At 40.3% G+C, this 14,081-nt stretch carries 17 protein-coding genes; 15 read left to right on the plus strand and 2 right to left on the minus strand.

Annotation, left to right across the window (positions count from 1 at the left end):
- Positions 1 to 142: 142 nt before the first annotated feature.
- The 15 genes from L3V41_RS06490 to L3V41_RS06560 all read left to right on the plus strand — a co-directional run bounded on the left by L3V41_RS06490 (position 143) and on the right by L3V41_RS06560 (position 11,335).
- The gene (locus tag L3V41_RS06490) at positions 143 to 421 is read left to right on the plus strand and encodes a hypothetical protein (RefSeq protein WP_062568123.1); all 279 of its coding nucleotides are present in this window, start codon (positions 143 to 145) and stop codon (positions 419 to 421) included.
- 220 nt (positions 422 to 641) lie between these two features.
- Positions 642 to 1,220, plus strand: a complete 579-nt coding sequence (locus tag L3V41_RS06495; protein ID WP_062568122.1) for an LON peptidase substrate-binding domain-containing protein — start codon at positions 642 to 644, stop codon at positions 1,218 to 1,220.
- Between the two features lie 62 nt (positions 1,221 to 1,282).
- A complete protein-coding gene (locus tag L3V41_RS06500) occupies positions 1,283 to 1,906 on the plus strand; it encodes a sigma-70 family RNA polymerase sigma factor (RefSeq protein WP_062568121.1) in 624 nt (207 codons plus the stop codon).
- On the plus strand, positions 1,899 to 2,549 hold the full coding sequence (locus L3V41_RS06505; protein WP_237127382.1) for a ChrR family anti-sigma-E factor: 651 nt from the start codon (positions 1,899 to 1,901) through the stop codon (positions 2,547 to 2,549). Before L3V41_RS06500 ends, L3V41_RS06505 begins: the two co-directional genes overlap by 8 nt.
- Positions 2,550 to 2,556: 7 nt before the next feature.
- Complete coding sequence (locus tag L3V41_RS06510) at positions 2,557 to 3,510, plus strand: DUF523 and DUF1722 domain-containing protein (protein ID WP_237127383.1); 954 nt, start codon at positions 2,557 to 2,559, stop codon at positions 3,508 to 3,510.
- Complete coding sequence (phrB, locus tag L3V41_RS06515; RefSeq protein ID WP_237127384.1) at positions 3,510 to 4,901, plus strand: deoxyribodipyrimidine photo-lyase; 1,392 nt, start codon at positions 3,510 to 3,512, stop codon at positions 4,899 to 4,901. Before L3V41_RS06510 ends, phrB begins: the two co-directional genes overlap by 1 nt.
- Before the next feature lies 1 nt (position 4,902).
- Positions 4,903 to 5,331 (plus strand): nuclear transport factor 2 family protein, encoded by a 429-nt coding sequence (locus L3V41_RS06520; RefSeq protein WP_237127385.1) that lies wholly within the window; start codon positions 4,903 to 4,905, stop codon positions 5,329 to 5,331.
- On the plus strand, positions 5,331 to 6,041 hold the full coding sequence (locus L3V41_RS06525; RefSeq protein ID WP_062568116.1) for an SDR family NAD(P)-dependent oxidoreductase: 711 nt from the start codon (positions 5,331 to 5,333) through the stop codon (positions 6,039 to 6,041). Before L3V41_RS06520 ends, L3V41_RS06525 begins: the two co-directional genes overlap by 1 nt.
- Positions 6,038 to 7,294: an FAD-dependent oxidoreductase gene (locus L3V41_RS06530; RefSeq protein ID WP_062568115.1), complete on the plus strand. Its 1,257-nt coding sequence runs from the start codon at positions 6,038 to 6,040 to the stop codon at positions 7,292 to 7,294. The genes L3V41_RS06525 and L3V41_RS06530 overlap by 4 nt, the downstream gene beginning before the upstream one ends.
- Complete coding sequence (locus L3V41_RS06535; RefSeq protein WP_237127593.1) at positions 7,287 to 8,036, plus strand: DUF1365 domain-containing protein; 750 nt, start codon at positions 7,287 to 7,289, stop codon at positions 8,034 to 8,036. Before L3V41_RS06530 ends, L3V41_RS06535 begins: the two co-directional genes overlap by 8 nt.
- Before the next feature lie 4 nt (positions 8,037 to 8,040).
- The gene (locus L3V41_RS06540; protein WP_062568113.1) at positions 8,041 to 9,303 is read left to right on the plus strand and encodes a cyclopropane-fatty-acyl-phospholipid synthase family protein; all 1,263 of its coding nucleotides are present in this window, start codon (positions 8,041 to 8,043) and stop codon (positions 9,301 to 9,303) included.
- On the plus strand, positions 9,281 to 9,775 hold the full coding sequence (locus tag L3V41_RS06545; RefSeq protein ID WP_237127386.1) for a DUF2878 domain-containing protein: 495 nt from the start codon (positions 9,281 to 9,283) through the stop codon (positions 9,773 to 9,775). The genes L3V41_RS06540 and L3V41_RS06545 overlap by 23 nt, the downstream gene beginning before the upstream one ends.
- 55 nt (positions 9,776 to 9,830) lie before the next feature.
- Positions 9,831 to 10,328, plus strand: coding sequence for a chalcone isomerase family protein (locus L3V41_RS06550; RefSeq protein ID WP_062568111.1), 498 nt, complete (start codon positions 9,831 to 9,833; stop codon positions 10,326 to 10,328).
- Positions 10,321 to 10,857 (plus strand): DUF3833 domain-containing protein, encoded by a 537-nt coding sequence (locus L3V41_RS06555; protein WP_062568110.1) that lies wholly within the window; start codon positions 10,321 to 10,323, stop codon positions 10,855 to 10,857. The genes L3V41_RS06550 and L3V41_RS06555 overlap by 8 nt, the downstream gene beginning before the upstream one ends.
- Positions 10,858 to 11,059: 202 nt before the next feature.
- Positions 11,060 to 11,335 carry an HU family DNA-binding protein gene (locus tag L3V41_RS06560; RefSeq protein WP_036972004.1) on the plus strand — a complete coding sequence of 92 codons (276 nt, stop codon included), beginning with the start codon at positions 11,060 to 11,062 and terminating at the stop codon, positions 11,333 to 11,335.
- Between the two features lie 76 nt (positions 11,336 to 11,411).
- Here L3V41_RS06560 and ilvN read toward each other — a convergent pair whose 3' ends face one another.
- The gene (ilvN, locus tag L3V41_RS06565) at positions 11,412 to 11,909 is read right to left on the minus strand and encodes an acetolactate synthase small subunit (RefSeq protein ID WP_036972002.1); all 498 of its coding nucleotides are present in this window, start codon (positions 11,907 to 11,909) and stop codon (positions 11,412 to 11,414) included.
- Complete coding sequence (locus tag L3V41_RS06570; protein ID WP_062568109.1) at positions 11,909 to 13,633, minus strand: acetolactate synthase 3 large subunit; 1,725 nt, start codon at positions 13,631 to 13,633, stop codon at positions 11,909 to 11,911. The genes ilvN and L3V41_RS06570 overlap by 1 nt, the downstream gene beginning before the upstream one ends.
- Between the last annotated feature and the right edge of the window lie 448 nt (positions 13,634 to 14,081).

Here is a 14,081-nt window from a genome sequence, read left to right on the forward strand (position 1 = left end):
ATTAACCACTGCTGAATAGGATGAAAAATTAAAATTTACAAAAAATCATTAAAAATTAATGGGTTGAAAAATATTTTCATGCTGGCACAACCTTTGATTAAGTAGTTACGACTAATTACTTAAAGAGACAAGGAATATCATTATGAATAACTCACTTAAACTTACAACAGCTGCGTTACTTGTATTAGGGTCTACTCAAGCAAGTGCGACTGACTTTGAATTAGATATTAGTAACACAATTACTCAATCGCTAAAAAGTTATGTTCAACAAGCGAGTAATGAGCTTAAACAAAATGTGACAAACAGTATTGAATTTGATGCTCAGCAATTACTCAATGAATACATGAGCGAAGAGGTTGTTAAGGAAAATGACAAATCAACCGTTATTGCTAAAGCACCTGTTGTAGAAAATAAGCAGTAAGGAAACATCTAATGAGTAGTGAAATCAGTTTATTTTTACTTATGGTTGCACCCGTTTTGAGTTTACTGAGTGCGTACGCGTCAATCGAATTATTTAGAAACGTTGCACAATGGTTCAACTTTTAATTTACTGGGCATAAATGAAGATTTCATGAAATATTGATCGGCAAATGAAAAGCGCACGTAATTAGAGGCATGTGGTATTTTAAATAGTAGACTTTATGAAGCGTGCGATTTTTCCCCTACCGGTTTTTATTCTTCCAGAAGGGGCGACTAAACTTAGAATATTTGAGCAACGTTATCTTGATATGGTTAAAGAAGCCGCGAAAGATAATACGGGATTTGTGCTATGTACTTACCAGCACGACACTGAGTTCAACTTGCCTAATCTAGGTTGCTTGATGCAAATAAATGACTTTAATCAAGACGACAGCGGTCAGCTCTTGATAGATGTTTATGCACAAGCTGCTGTCACAATCCACAATCCATTTCAAGACAAAAATATGCTGCGTTACGCTGATGTAGAAGCAGTAATTGAGCCTGTTTGGTATAAAAAAATACCTTTGGATCAGAACAATGCTTTATTAAGCGAGACGCTTCGTTCAGTGTTTGCTAGTCAGCCTGACTTGTCTGCACTTTATCCAACACCGCAATACGATGATTTGGCGTGGGTTGCTGCGCGTTGGCTCGAAATTCTACCTATTTCACTAGTTAAAAAACAACAACTTGCCTTTGAATCTAACTTTGAAAACTTACTCACTTTCCTCCATACTCTAATTAACACAGAATTTACTGATTAATATGATCCGAACCATGTCTGAATGCGTATTGCATCTTACGACAATAATTGGATGACATTAAAATGGTAAGTCAACAACTTCAAACAGGTTGTAAACCTAAAACAGGTCAATTTACTGCCATGCCAGAGACACCGAGCAAAGAGCTTGCTAATTCGCTATTCGCTGTTGCCACTTCCCGTGACAAGCGTGCATTTGCTTTTCTTTTCCAATATTTTTCGCCCAAAATAAAGCGTTTTGGAATCAAACAGTTTGGTTCTGAGGCTCAAGCAATGGAATTGGTACAGGAAACGCTCACTTCGGTTTGGAGAAAGGCACACTTATACCATCCTGAAAAAGGTGCTGCGACAACGTGGGTATACACTGTGATGCGAAATGCATCTTTCGATATGCTCAGAAAAATGAAAAGCAGCAAAGAAGAGTGTATAAGTGAAGATATCTGGCCGCTCATTGATGAAGCTGAGCCTGGGCAGCACGAGTTCAGCGATCATCTTGAAGATAAGCAAATTAAACAATATCTAGACCGTTTACCACAAGCCCAACGTGAAGTGGTACGCGGCGTTTATTTTCAAGATATGTCACAAGAGCAACTTGCAGAGCATTTAAACATTCCCGTAGGTACAGTGAAGTCTCGACTTCGTCTAGCCTTGCAGAAGTTACGCAACGAAATGGGAGAGCAACATGATTAAGCATCACCCGAGCAACGAATTATTAGTGCAATTTAGTGAGGGCAATTTGCCGGCTACGCTAAGTGTCGCGGTTGCTATTCATGTTGAGATGTGTCCTGTATGTCAAAAGCAACTCGCTACACTTGAAGCTAAAAATGCAAACACTGCATTTGAAGACGTAGTTAACGACGATGATATTTGCTTTGACCAGGTTATGTTCGACAACATCACCTCGGATGAGAGTATTGATGAAGTATATGATCAACCGGCTATCAAAGTAGAGGTTAAGGGAAAAGAGTACACCTTACCAAGGGCGCTAACTCGCATTGGGCACAGTAGCTTTATGCAAATAGGTAAACTAGCACGTTCACGAATTGCATTGGATGATGGGGCGCTCAGAGCCAGTCTTTTACATATCGATGCCGGTGGTGAAATTCCGGACCACACTCACACAGGTTTTGAGCTAACCTTATTACTTGATGGTGAGTTTAGTGATGAAGATGGCAGTTATGTCCCAGGGGATTTTATGATGCTGGATGGACGCCATAACCATACACCAAAAACAACTGAAGGGTGTTTGTGTTTTACAGTGGTTAGTAGTGCGTTGCATTTTAACAAAGGTATTAGCAAATTACTTAACCCAATTGGTAATTTAATTTATTAGGGATCCTATGCTGCAATCAACAATTAAAATAGGTATTAGTGCCTGTCTTGCTGGCGATAAAGTTCGTTTTGATAGTGGTCATAAAAAATCTAACTTCTGTATGGACGAGCTCGCTAAGCATGTTGAGTATAAGAAGTTTTGTCCTGAAGTTGCTGTGGGATTACCAATCCCACGACCAACCATCCGCCAAGTGAGAGTGGGTGACACAATTAAAGTTTGTCGCCCTGACGGCACGGGGGATGTAGGACCAAAACTTACAGAATACGGAAAGCGAGTTGCTACGGAGCAAACAGCTGAGTTAAGCGGTTTTGTTTTTTGCGCCAAAAGCCCCAGCTGTGGTATGGAGCGTATCAAAATTTACAACGAACAAGGCACAGGTAACACCTCTGAAGGTGTGGGCTTTTTTGCTGAGCAAATAATGGCCCATAATCCACTATTGCCATGTGAAGAGAACGGGCGCTTGAACGACATGCATTTACGAGAGAACTTCGTTATGCGTGTATACACTTACAAACATTGGCAAACCCTTAATGAACAACCTTTAACCGTGCATCGTTTGACCCAATTTCATGCTCAGTATAAGTATCTTTTGATGGCTCACAACTACGAAGCATACCGTAATTTAGGCAATTTACTGGGTACATTTGATGGTCATGATATTCAAGCATTAGCAAGTGATTATATTTTTGGTTTGATGACTGCTTTGAAAAAGCCTGCTTCTCGCAAAAATAATGCGAACACACTTATGCACTTGCAAGGTTATTTTAAAAAGTCACTCTCTAAGATTGAAAAGCAAGAGTTACGCGATGCGATAGACGAATATCGGCAAGGGTTGGTGCCACTGTATGTGCCATTAACGCTGATAAAGCATCACCTCAAAGTTCATCCAAATGAATACCTAAGTCAACAAGTATACTTAGACCCTTATCCGAACGAACTTAAACTACGCTACGGAATTTAATGAACACACTATTCTGGTTTAGGCGCGATTTGCGCCTTTTTAATAACGACGCTCTGTATCAAGCGATCGAGAATGGCTGCCAACATGCTGTATTTTTTATAACTGAAAAGCAGTGGCAGGCTCATGATGTCGCAGATATTCAGCTAGATTTATTAAAACGCAGGCTTGCTTTTTTAGGCCAGTTATTAGCAAGTAAAGGTATAAAGTTGCATCTCATTGATGCTGGAGACTATACCGGTTGCGTTGACAAACTAGCCGATTTTTGCGAAGAAAATGCAGTAAAAAATGTTTACGTTAATAACGAGTATGAGCTAAATGAAGTTGAGCGCGATCGTGCCTTTGTAGATAAAGCCGACAGCCTAGGAGTTTCATTTTACACCTACGATGGTGATGTTATTGCCCCCCCAGGTAGTATCAAAAATCAAAGTGGTGAGATGTTTAAGGTCTTTACTCCATTTAAAAATGCATGGCTCAAAGAGTATCAAGACAGACACTTCTACTTTGCTGAGCCGCCTAAGATGCATGACAAAATCGAGTGGCAAGAAAGTAAATTACTCACATCAGATGGAAGCTCACAAAAGTGGCCCGTTGATGATGAGACCTTAAGTCATGTCTGTGCCCGCTTTATAGATGAAAAGCTTGCCTCTTATCAAGAGCAGCGAGATATCCCAAGCATTAAAGGTACATCAGGTCTGAGTCCTTATTTAGCGTTAGGTATTGTCAGTGTTCATCAGCTTCTTGCGCTGATTCAACAGCGTCACCCTGATATATTAAAAAGTGCGAAAAGCAATTTGTTTTGCTGGGTCAATGAGTTAATTTGGCGAGAATTTTACCGACACCTCATATCGGTTTTTCCACGCCTAAGCAAGTACGCAAACTTTAACGACAAATATAATGCGGTTAAGTGGCGTAACGACGACAGTGACTTTAAAGCATGGTGCGAGGGGAAAACGGGTTATCCTCTTGTTGATGCTGCAATGCGCCAGTTAGTGCAAACAGGTTGGATGCATAACCGTTTACGTATGGTGGTTGCAAGCTTTTTAACAAAGCACCTACTTATTGATTGGCGAAAGGGTGAGCGCTTTTTCATGAAGCACTTGATTGATGGTGATTTGGCTTCAAATAATGGCGGCTGGCAGTGGGCAGCAAGCACTGGATGTGACGCACAACCTTATTTCCGTATTTTTAATCCCATTACTCAAAGTGAGCGTTTTGATCCAGATGGTGAATTTATTCGTAAATATTTACCAGAACTGGAAAAAATACCTGCAAAACAAATCCACTTTCCTCATGATTATTTAGCTAAGCAAGGAAAGTCTAGCAGTTATTGGCCAGCAATTGTTGATCATAAAGCAGCACGAGAACGTGCACTAAACGCATTTAAGGTGTGATATGGACAAGGTGACTCTCGATAGGTTTATTGAAATTTACCAATCACTGAACAAAAACAACTTGCAGCTACTTGATGATATTTATCACCCAAGTATCCAATTTATTGATCCACTGCATACCGTGAACGGTCTTGAGTCACTCCATCATTACTTTGAAAACTTATACGCTAATGTGTTGTCTTGCCAGTTTTCGATAAAAGACACTGAAAGTAGCGACAACAAAGCCTTTATCTATTGGACGATGCATTATCGCCACCCAAAACTAAATAATGGCAAAAGCATTGCCGTTGAGGGGCACAGCCGTTTAGTTTTTGAGGGAGATAAAATAGTTCATCATCAGGACTACTTTGATGTAGGCGCACTTCTGTATAGGCATATTCCGCTTCTTGGTACGGCAATACGTTATATTGATAAAAGGACAAGTACATAATGACTACTTTAATTACAGGAGCAACCTCAGGGATTGGTGAAGCACTTGCTAGGCTATATGCAGAGCAGGGTGAAAACGTTATTGCCTGTGGTAGAAATACAGAGAAGCTTGCTGAGCTGAGTAAACATAGCCACATCGAAAGCTGTCAATTTGATGCCACAAACTTACAGGATATACGTTCCAGTACAGTTGCTTACAATGAGTTTGACCGCGTTATTTTAAACGCAGGTAATTGTGAATATATTGATGATGCACGTAACTTCGACAGCAGCTTGTTTGAGCGTGTTGTTACCACCAACTTACTTAGCATGGGGTATTGTTTAGAGGCATTGCTGCCAAGAATTAAATCTGGTGGTCAGCTTGTTATTGTAAGTTCCAGTGTGACATATCTTCCTTTGCCACGAAGTCAAGCATATGGAGCTTCTAAAGCCGGAGTGAGTTATCTGGCAAATAGCCTCGCGGTGGATTTAACTGATGTGGATGTCACTCTTGTTCACCCTGGGTTTGTGAAAACACCATTAACAGATAAAAACGACTTCCCGATGCCTATGGCTGTAACGGCTGAACAGGCTGCGAACTATATTTACAAAGGGGTTAAGAAAAGGCGCAAAGAAGTGCACTTCCCCCATCGTTTTACCTTCATTTTAAAATTTTTAAGAATGCTTCCTATGCCATTATGGTTGAAGCTTGCAAAAGGATTATCACGTTGAAAAAAGTGGCTGTAATTGGGTCTGGCATAGCAGGATTAAGCTGCGCACACCTACTGCACAAACATTATGATGTAACTGTATTTGAAAAAAACGATTACATAGGCGGCCATACTGCAACCATTGACGTTAATCTTGGTGGCGTTGAATATGCTGTTGATACGGGGTTTATTGTATTTAACGATAGAACATACCCGTATTTTGAGAAGTTATTAGACCGTTTAGGTGTCGACCGCCAAAAAACGCAAATGAGCTTTAGTGTACATAATGAAGGCACAGGTTTTGAATATAATGGTCATACCTTTTTCAGTTTATTTGCTCAAAAGCGCAACATTTTCCGCCCTAAATTTTGGAAGTTATTGAAAGATATTGTGCGCTTCAATGATGTCTGTAAAGCGCTGCATGCAAAACAAACGTATACAGAAAATCAAACGCTGGGCGAGCTGTTAGACGAGCACAATTTTAATGAGTTTTTCCGCTTCCATTATATTTTACCGATGGGCGCGGCTATTTGGTCGACTAGCATAAAAGAGATGACCCAAGTCGGCGTTGAGTTTTTTGTTAAGTTCTTCTATAACCATGGTTTATTGGACATTACTAATCGCCCACAGTGGTACGTAATACCAGGTGGATCGCGCGAGTACATTAAACCTATGATACAAGGTTTTGCGGATAAAATTCGTCTGAATAGCAACATTAGCTCGGTTTCACGTACTGAAGACTGTGCTCATATTCATTTTGACGATGGTCATACTGAAACCTTTGATAAAGTGGTGTTTGCCTGTCATTCAGATCAAGCCCTCAAATTATTACTAGACCCAAGTGAAGATGAAAAAGCAGTGCTAGCTGCAATGCCATACACAGCCAATTCAGTGGTGCTACATACCGACACTGCGCTCTTACCTAAACGTAAAGCTGCTTGGGCCAGTTGGAATTACTTACTGAATGACAACACGGATAAAGCGGCTGTAGTAACATATCAAATGAATATTTTACAGGGTATCAAAAGTGATACGCAATTTTGTGTCACGTTGAACCACCGGGAAGGGATCAGTAAAGATAAAATTCTCAGAGAGTTTACATATCATCACCCTGTTTTTAATAAACAATCTATTGCGGCTCAAAAGCAAAAGTCACTCATAGACGGAAAAAATAACAGTTATTTTTGTGGTGCTTATTGGTATAACGGCTTCCATGAAGATGGTGTTAGAAGTGCTGTTAATGTCGCACAGCAACTCGGGGTTGAGTTTGAATAGCGCAATTTATGTCGGTGATATTCGCCACCGACGATTTGCGGTGAAGGAGCACCACTTCAAATACCCACTTTATATGATGTGGGTTGATTTATCACGGCCTGAAGAATTGAACGGTATTCATCCTTGGCTTGGCTGTGATGGTTTTAAAGCGCTGAAGTTCAATCAAAGCGACTATTTTAACTATCAAACTGACATGCAATTACCTGTAAAACAGCGCGCACTCGATAAAATCGCACAGCTCGGCGTCACGCAAACATTCAGTCATGTTTTCATGCTTGGGCAAATGCGCTGTTTCGGCATTTATTTTAGCCCTGTAAACTTTTTCTTTTATCAGACACCGAATGGCGAATTTAGCCACATGCTTGCTGAGGTGAGTAATACCCCTTGGAATGAACGTCATTATTATGTCGTACCCCTGCAAAAAAAAGTGAACTTTAAAAAGGTTTTCTCCGTATCACCTTTCATGAACTTAGATATGAACTATCATTGGAGTGTCAGACAAAATTCTGATAACACTATGATTCATATTGAAAATAAAAAAGACGAAAAACTCTTGTTTGATGCAACATTGAGACTGCAAAGGCAGCCGCTTACTAAACAACAAGTAAGTGCTGTACTTAAACGTTTCCCTGCGATGACCCTCAGTATTTTCAAGGGGATTTATATTCATGCGCTGAAGTTGTTCTGTAAACGTGTGCCTTTTATTGGTCACTCGGGCAAGCAAGAGAAACAAACTAGGTGATGTGATGGAAAAGGTATCAAACTTAACACAGACTCATACAACGAGTTGGTTAACAAAAATCTACAAAAAGCTTGTAACCGGTGCTTTTAATAGCATCAACATTGGTTGCATCACACTTGTTGAAGAAAATGAACGTATTCAATTCGGCAACCCAAGTAGCTCTTTAAACGTGACAGTGACTGTCAAAGACCCTGCAATGTATAAGCTGTTTGCATTATCTGGTAGTGTGGGGGCCGGAGAAGCGTATATTCTAGGTTATTGGGAGTGCGATAATCTAACGCAGCTGATTGAAATATTTGCATTAAATCAAGATCAGCTTGACGCGTTTGAGAAAAAATTTGCCTTTTTAAGTGGCTTAGCGCATCGCATTAATCATTTAAAAAATAAAAACTCGTCACGAGGTTCTAAAAAGAACATTGCTGCTCATTATGACTTAGGCAATGATTTGTATAGCTCTTTTCTAAGTGACGAAATGCTATATTCTTGTGCAGTCTATCCATCGCAAACAGCAACACTAGAGCAAGCTCAGTCGCACAAGCTAGCGCTTATTTGCGAGCAAGTTGATTTGCAGGCGGGCGACAAGGTAATTGAAATTGGTACAGGGTGGGGGGCTTTCGCAATATACGCTGCCACTCATTATGATTGCCATGTTACAACTACGACGATTTCTGATGAACAACACGCTTATGTAGCTGAGAAAATTCGACAGCTAAACTTAGAAAGTAAAATAACCTTACTCAAACAAGATTACCGTTTGCTTGAAGGGCGTTACGATAAGCTTGTCTCCATAGAAATGATTGAAGCAGTGGGTCATGAGTATTTACCTGGCTTTTTTGCTAAGTGTCAGTCGCTGTTAAAAGAAAATGGCGCTATGCTAATTCAAGCGATTACCATTGCCGACCAACGTTATAAACATTACCTAAAAAATTCTGACTTCATTCAGCAGTACATCTTCCCAGGTGGCTGTTTGCCGTGTTTAGACGAGATGAACAAACAAATAAAACTGAAAACGGACATGGTCGTACACAGTGTAAAAGATATAGGTGTGCATTATGCTAGAACCCTTGCCGATTGGCGTGAACGTTTTATTGCTAGTTGGCCTGAAATCGATAAAGTAAAATTCGATCAACGCTTCTATCGTTTGTGGTTATTTTATCTTGCTTACTGCGAGGGGGCTTTTAGAACGCGTGCAATAAGCACGGTTCATCTTGTTGCCCGCAGACCGCGATTTGTGCATTCTGGCGATGACATTGCGCTCAATTATTAATTTTGCCTTGTTCCAAGGGGTTTGGTTTATGGCCTTACTCCTTGAACAAAAGTCTATTTTACCGGCCCTCGTTTGTGTTGCGTTGATGATGTATCTGTCATTGCAACGAAGACAAGATGTTTTTTTACTGGTTTTTGCTCTACCTATTGCGCTGACTTTTGAATGGCTGGCTACAGCACTTAATTTGCTGAGTTTTAAAGAGGCTCCATTTCCTTTTTGGCTGGTGGTACTTTGGTCTGCGTTACTGCTTACCGTCAATACTTCAATGCAATTTTTGCAAAAGCTTCCTTGGTACTTAGCATGGTTACTTTGCGCTGTATTTGCACCTGCTAGTTACTTTGCAGGGGCACGTTTTGAAGTATTAAACATCAAGTTACCCTTGTGGCAGTTTTGGATTATGTATGGCGCAGGTTGGGCGTCAATGTTTCTAGCTATTCTGATCTTAAATAACAGAATGCTTGCCAAGAAATGATCAACTTTTACGCTTAAATCGTAGTGTCTACAAACTGACTTTTAGGCAAGCAATTATGAAGTTAATACATTTGATGCTTTTTTCCATCTCGTTGACTTTGTCAGCATATGCCAGTGCTAACGGATTTAAGACCGTTGGCGAAGCAAAAATGGAATATTTATTCTGGGATGTATACAACGCGAAACTAGAAACTCCAACAGGAAGCTATGAGTTTGGTGAACATCCGGTGAAATTAACACTTACTTATCTGCGCAATTTTGACGCAAAAGACATCGTAAAAGCGACCAACGAGCAATGGCAGCATCTAGGTTTGGTGGATATGGTTAATGCGTATGACGAACAATTGTTAGCGCTTTGGCCAAATATCAAAAAAAACGACTCTTTGTCATTCGAAACGAATACACAAGGGATAGGTACTTTTTACTTCAATAACGACAAGCTTGGTGTTGTTGAAGATAAGCAGTTTGCAGACCATTTTTTAGCAATTTGGCTCAGTAGCGATACCTCAGAGCCTTCACTTCGAAAACAGCTTATTGGAGGGAAACATGATTAAGCTCAAAGTAATCTTTATTTTTGCCATGGTAATGTTAGTCACCAGTTGTTCTGCGCCTGATGTTGATTATTACCAAGGAACAGAGCCACAGTTTGATTTTAAACGCTTCTTTAATGGCGAATTGAAAGCCTATGGTGTTGTCCAAGACCATAAAGGCGAGCTAACACGTAAGTTAGTGGTGGATATGCAAGCGAGCTGGCAAGGCAATCAGGGCATTATTGATGAACAGTTCGTCTATGATGACGGTGAAACGCAAACTCGCACTTGGAATATCACCCTAAAAGAGGATGGCAGCATTGAGGGAACGGCATCAGATGTTGTTGGTACAGCCTACGGTGACAGCAATGGCAGTGTTTTTCATTGGACCTACTCGGTAGAATTACCTTATGATGGTAGTACTTTAGTAGTGAATTTTGATGATTGGATGTATTTGGTAACACAATCACGCTTGATTAACCGTACTGCTATTGATAAGTTTGGCATCGAGGTCGGGGAAGTGACCTTGGTTATCGAGAAAATCGAACGATAGTTTAATTGTCTCTAAACCATTTGAAAGATGGTTAAATTCAGTCTTTATTAACCCTGAAGTCACTAGATTAGTGACAGATAGTTAAAATGTAGTCATTTTTGAAGAATTTACGTAAAAATAGCAATTTGCTGTTGCTAACTTTTCAAAAATACATAAAGATAGGTTTTGCGAAGGCAAAATAATAACGAATAGGAATCTAACAATGAATAAAGCTCAATTAGTTGAAAAAATTGCTACTGATGCAGAAATCTCAAAAGCGGCAGCAACACGTGCGCTTGATGCGTTCACTGGCGCGGTTACTAACTCTCTTAAAGAAGGTAACTCAGTAGCATTAGTTGGTTTCGGTACATTCTCAGTAAAAGAACGTGCAGCGCGTACTGGCCGTAACCCACAAACTGGTGCAGAAATTCAAATCGCAGCAGCAACTATCCCAAGCTTTAAAGCGGGTAAAGGTCTTAAAGATCAAGTTAATCCTTAATAAGACTGATTGCTTATTATTAAAAAAAGGGCTTACTAGCCCTTTTTTTGTTTCTTTGCTTTAGCTCAAAAAATGGTTACGCTTTTAGCGCCTTGTCTCCTCGACCAATGCCAACCGCACCAGAACGTACAACTTCAATAAGATCTGTCTCGTGACGTAGTGTATCAAGGAAAGATTCTATTTTTTCAGTACTAGCCACTAGTTGTAACGTGTAGCTATGGCGACCCATATCAAGAATCGCGCCTTGAAATACATCAACCACACGGGTGACCGCTGCGCGGGTGTTTTCGTCTTGGGCAAACACTTTCACAAGTAACAATTCGCGCTCAATATGTGCCATCTCAGTTAGATCAATGATCTTAAGTACATCAACAAGTTTATTAACTTGCTTCGTGATTTGCTCAACGATACGGTCATCACCCATGGTTGTGATGGTAATTCTTGATAATGAATGATCATCCGTTGTGCCAACGGTTAGGCTGTCAATGTTGTAAGCTCGTTGTGAAAACAAGCCAACAATGCGTGATAACGAGCCTGGTTCATTTTCTAATAAAATTGATAAAATACGGCGCATTATGCTTTTACTCCTTTACGTAACCACATGTCGTCTACAGCTCCTAGCTTGATTTGCATAGGGTAAACATGTTCTTTCTCGTCAACACAAATATCTAAAAAAACGAGCCTGTCATTGATTGACATAGCCTTCTCGATTGCTGGTTCTAGTTCATCGATATGGTCGACGCGAATACCCACATGGCCGTAGCTTTCTACTAGTTTTACAAAGTCAGGTAATGATTCCATATAAGAAGATGAGTGACGTCCTGAATACATCATATCTTGCCATTGGCGCACCATGCCAAGTGAACGGTTATTAAGTGAGACTACTTTTACAGCTAAGTTGTATTGTAAACAGGTTGATAGCTCTTGAATGTTCATTTGAATTGAACCATCACCTGTCACACAGATAGATTCTTTATCAGGGAAAGCAAGTTTAACGCCCATAGCAGCTGGCAACCCAAAGCCCATGGTGCCTAAGCCACCTGAATTAATCCATTGGCGTGGATGTTTGAACGGGTAATACTGAGCTGCAAACATTTGGTGTTGGCCTACATCAGAGCTAACATAAGCATCACCATTGGTTGCTTTATAAATGGCTTCTATTACAGCTTGCGGCTTAATTTTATCGCCATCTGTGCTGTAGCTTAAACACTTTTGTTCGCGCCAGCTAATGATTTGTCGCCACCAATCTTCTTGTGCTGAGCGGTCTATCGCAATAGCACTTTTATCAATCGCTGTTTGAAGTTGTTCAAGAACCGTGTTTAAGCAACCAACAACTGGGATGTGGGCTTTAATGGTTTTAGAGATTGATGTTGGATCTACGTCTACATGGACAATAGTTGCATTTGGGCAAAACTTTTTAACGTTATTAGTTACCCGATCATCGAAACGGGCGCCAAGCGCTAAAATAACATCTGCGTTGGCCATTGCTTTATTGGCTTCTAAGCTGCCATGCATACCAAGCATTCCAATAAAGTTCGGGTGTGTACCACTAATGCCACCTAAACCCATTAGTGTATTCGTGATAGGCGCATTGAGTGACTCAACAAGTCGGGTTAACTGCTCAGAGGTATTAGATAGCACAATACCACCACCAGAGTAGATAACTAATTTCTTTGCTTCTAGAATCGCAGTAACGGCTTTTCTTATTTGTTTTGAATGCCCTTTAGTATTGGGGTTATAGGTTCTTAGCTCAGTTGATTTAGGAAACTCAAATTCGAAAGTAAGTGCTGGGTTTAGCATATCCTTTGGCAGTTCAACAACAACAGGCCCAGGGCGACCTGTGCTAGCTATATAGAAAGCTTTTGCAAGAATGGCTGGGATGTCTTTAGCGCTACGACAGTTAAAGCTGTGCTTTACTATGGGCCTTGAGCAGCCAACGATATCCGTTTCTTGGAAAGCGTCGTCACCAATTAGGCCTGTGGGCACTTGGCCAGATAGAACCACCATAGGAATAGAATCCATATAAGCGGTAGCAATACCGGTAATGCAGTTTGTAGCCCCTGGGCCTGAAGTTGCAAGCACAACACCGACCTCTCCCGTGGCGCGGGCATAACCATCTGCCATATGTGTAGCAGCTTGTTCATGACGCACTAAGATATGCTCAATATCATCTTGTTGAAAAAGTGCATCATATAGGTCTAGTACAGAGCCACCTGGGTAGCCAAAAATATATTTAACCTTTAATTCTTTTAACGCCCGAACGACTAGTTCTGACCCATTGTATTGTGTTTTACTCATCCTCATTCCTCTGTGTGCTAGCTGCGAGAGCATAAAAAAACCCCCGCATAGGGCGGGGGTTTTTTAAAAGCATGCTTTCACCTTTTAATAGCTCCCCGCTGGGCTTGTTAAAAAGACCAGTACGAGAACGTTGACGACTAAAAGGTGACTGCGAATATTCATAGTTTTTAAATTCTTATAAAAGGACAACTCCTAAATAGAGTTGCTGCCTAAAAAATGATTGACTTATTTTTAAGCTTTTTAGCAGGGGATGTCAACTGTAAAAGGTGTTTTTTGCATTATTTTTTCTTATTTTTGTTTTTATAGTTGTTTTTGTTCTTTTGTTTGTTTTCATTGGCGGTTTTTGAGGAATAACTATGCATTAATTTGATTGTGTTGGTTTATGGCTTAACAGTAATAAATAATATAACCATTGCTTAGCTATGCATAATCTAGCCATAAAAAAAGC

It is taken from the genome of Pseudoalteromonas sp. L21 (assembly GCF_021728035.1).
Taxonomy (GTDB): domain Bacteria; phylum Pseudomonadota; class Gammaproteobacteria; order Enterobacterales; family Alteromonadaceae; genus Pseudoalteromonas; species Pseudoalteromonas arabiensis.

Coding starts and splice junctions, on each gene's coding strand:
- L3V41_RS06500 (WP_062568121.1), top strand. CDS start 1,283: ATGGTAAGTCAACAACTTCAAACAGGTTGTAAACCTAAAACAGGTCAA.
- L3V41_RS06510 (WP_237127383.1), top strand. CDS start 2,557: ATGCTGCAATCAACAATTAAAATAGGTATTAGTGCCTGTCTTGCTGGC.
- L3V41_RS06560 (WP_036972004.1), top strand. CDS start 11,060: ATGAATAAAGCTCAATTAGTTGAAAAAATTGCTACTGATGCAGAAATC.
- L3V41_RS06545 (WP_237127386.1), top strand. CDS start 9,281: ATGACATTGCGCTCAATTATTAATTTTGCCTTGTTCCAAGGGGTTTGG.
- L3V41_RS06540 (WP_062568113.1), top strand. CDS start 8,041: ATGGAAAAGGTATCAAACTTAACACAGACTCATACAACGAGTTGGTTA.
- L3V41_RS06520 (WP_237127385.1), top strand. CDS start 4,903: ATGGACAAGGTGACTCTCGATAGGTTTATTGAAATTTACCAATCACTG.
- L3V41_RS06505 (WP_237127382.1), top strand. CDS start 1,899: ATGATTAAGCATCACCCGAGCAACGAATTATTAGTGCAATTTAGTGAG.
- L3V41_RS06495 (WP_062568122.1), top strand. CDS start 642: ATGAAGCGTGCGATTTTTCCCCTACCGGTTTTTATTCTTCCAGAAGGG.
- ilvN (WP_036972002.1), bottom strand. CDS start 11,909: ATGCGCCGTATTTTATCAATTTTATTAGAAAATGAACCAGGCTCGTTA.
- L3V41_RS06555 (WP_062568110.1), top strand. CDS start 10,321: ATGATTAAGCTCAAAGTAATCTTTATTTTTGCCATGGTAATGTTAGTC.
- L3V41_RS06550 (WP_062568111.1), top strand. CDS start 9,831: ATGAAGTTAATACATTTGATGCTTTTTTCCATCTCGTTGACTTTGTCA.
- L3V41_RS06525 (WP_062568116.1), top strand. CDS start 5,331: ATGACTACTTTAATTACAGGAGCAACCTCAGGGATTGGTGAAGCACTT.
- L3V41_RS06570 (WP_062568109.1), bottom strand. CDS start 13,633: ATGAGTAAAACACAATACAATGGGTCAGAACTAGTCGTTCGGGCGTTA.
- L3V41_RS06490 (WP_062568123.1), top strand. CDS start 143: ATGAATAACTCACTTAAACTTACAACAGCTGCGTTACTTGTATTAGGG.
- phrB (WP_237127384.1), top strand. CDS start 3,510: ATGAACACACTATTCTGGTTTAGGCGCGATTTGCGCCTTTTTAATAAC.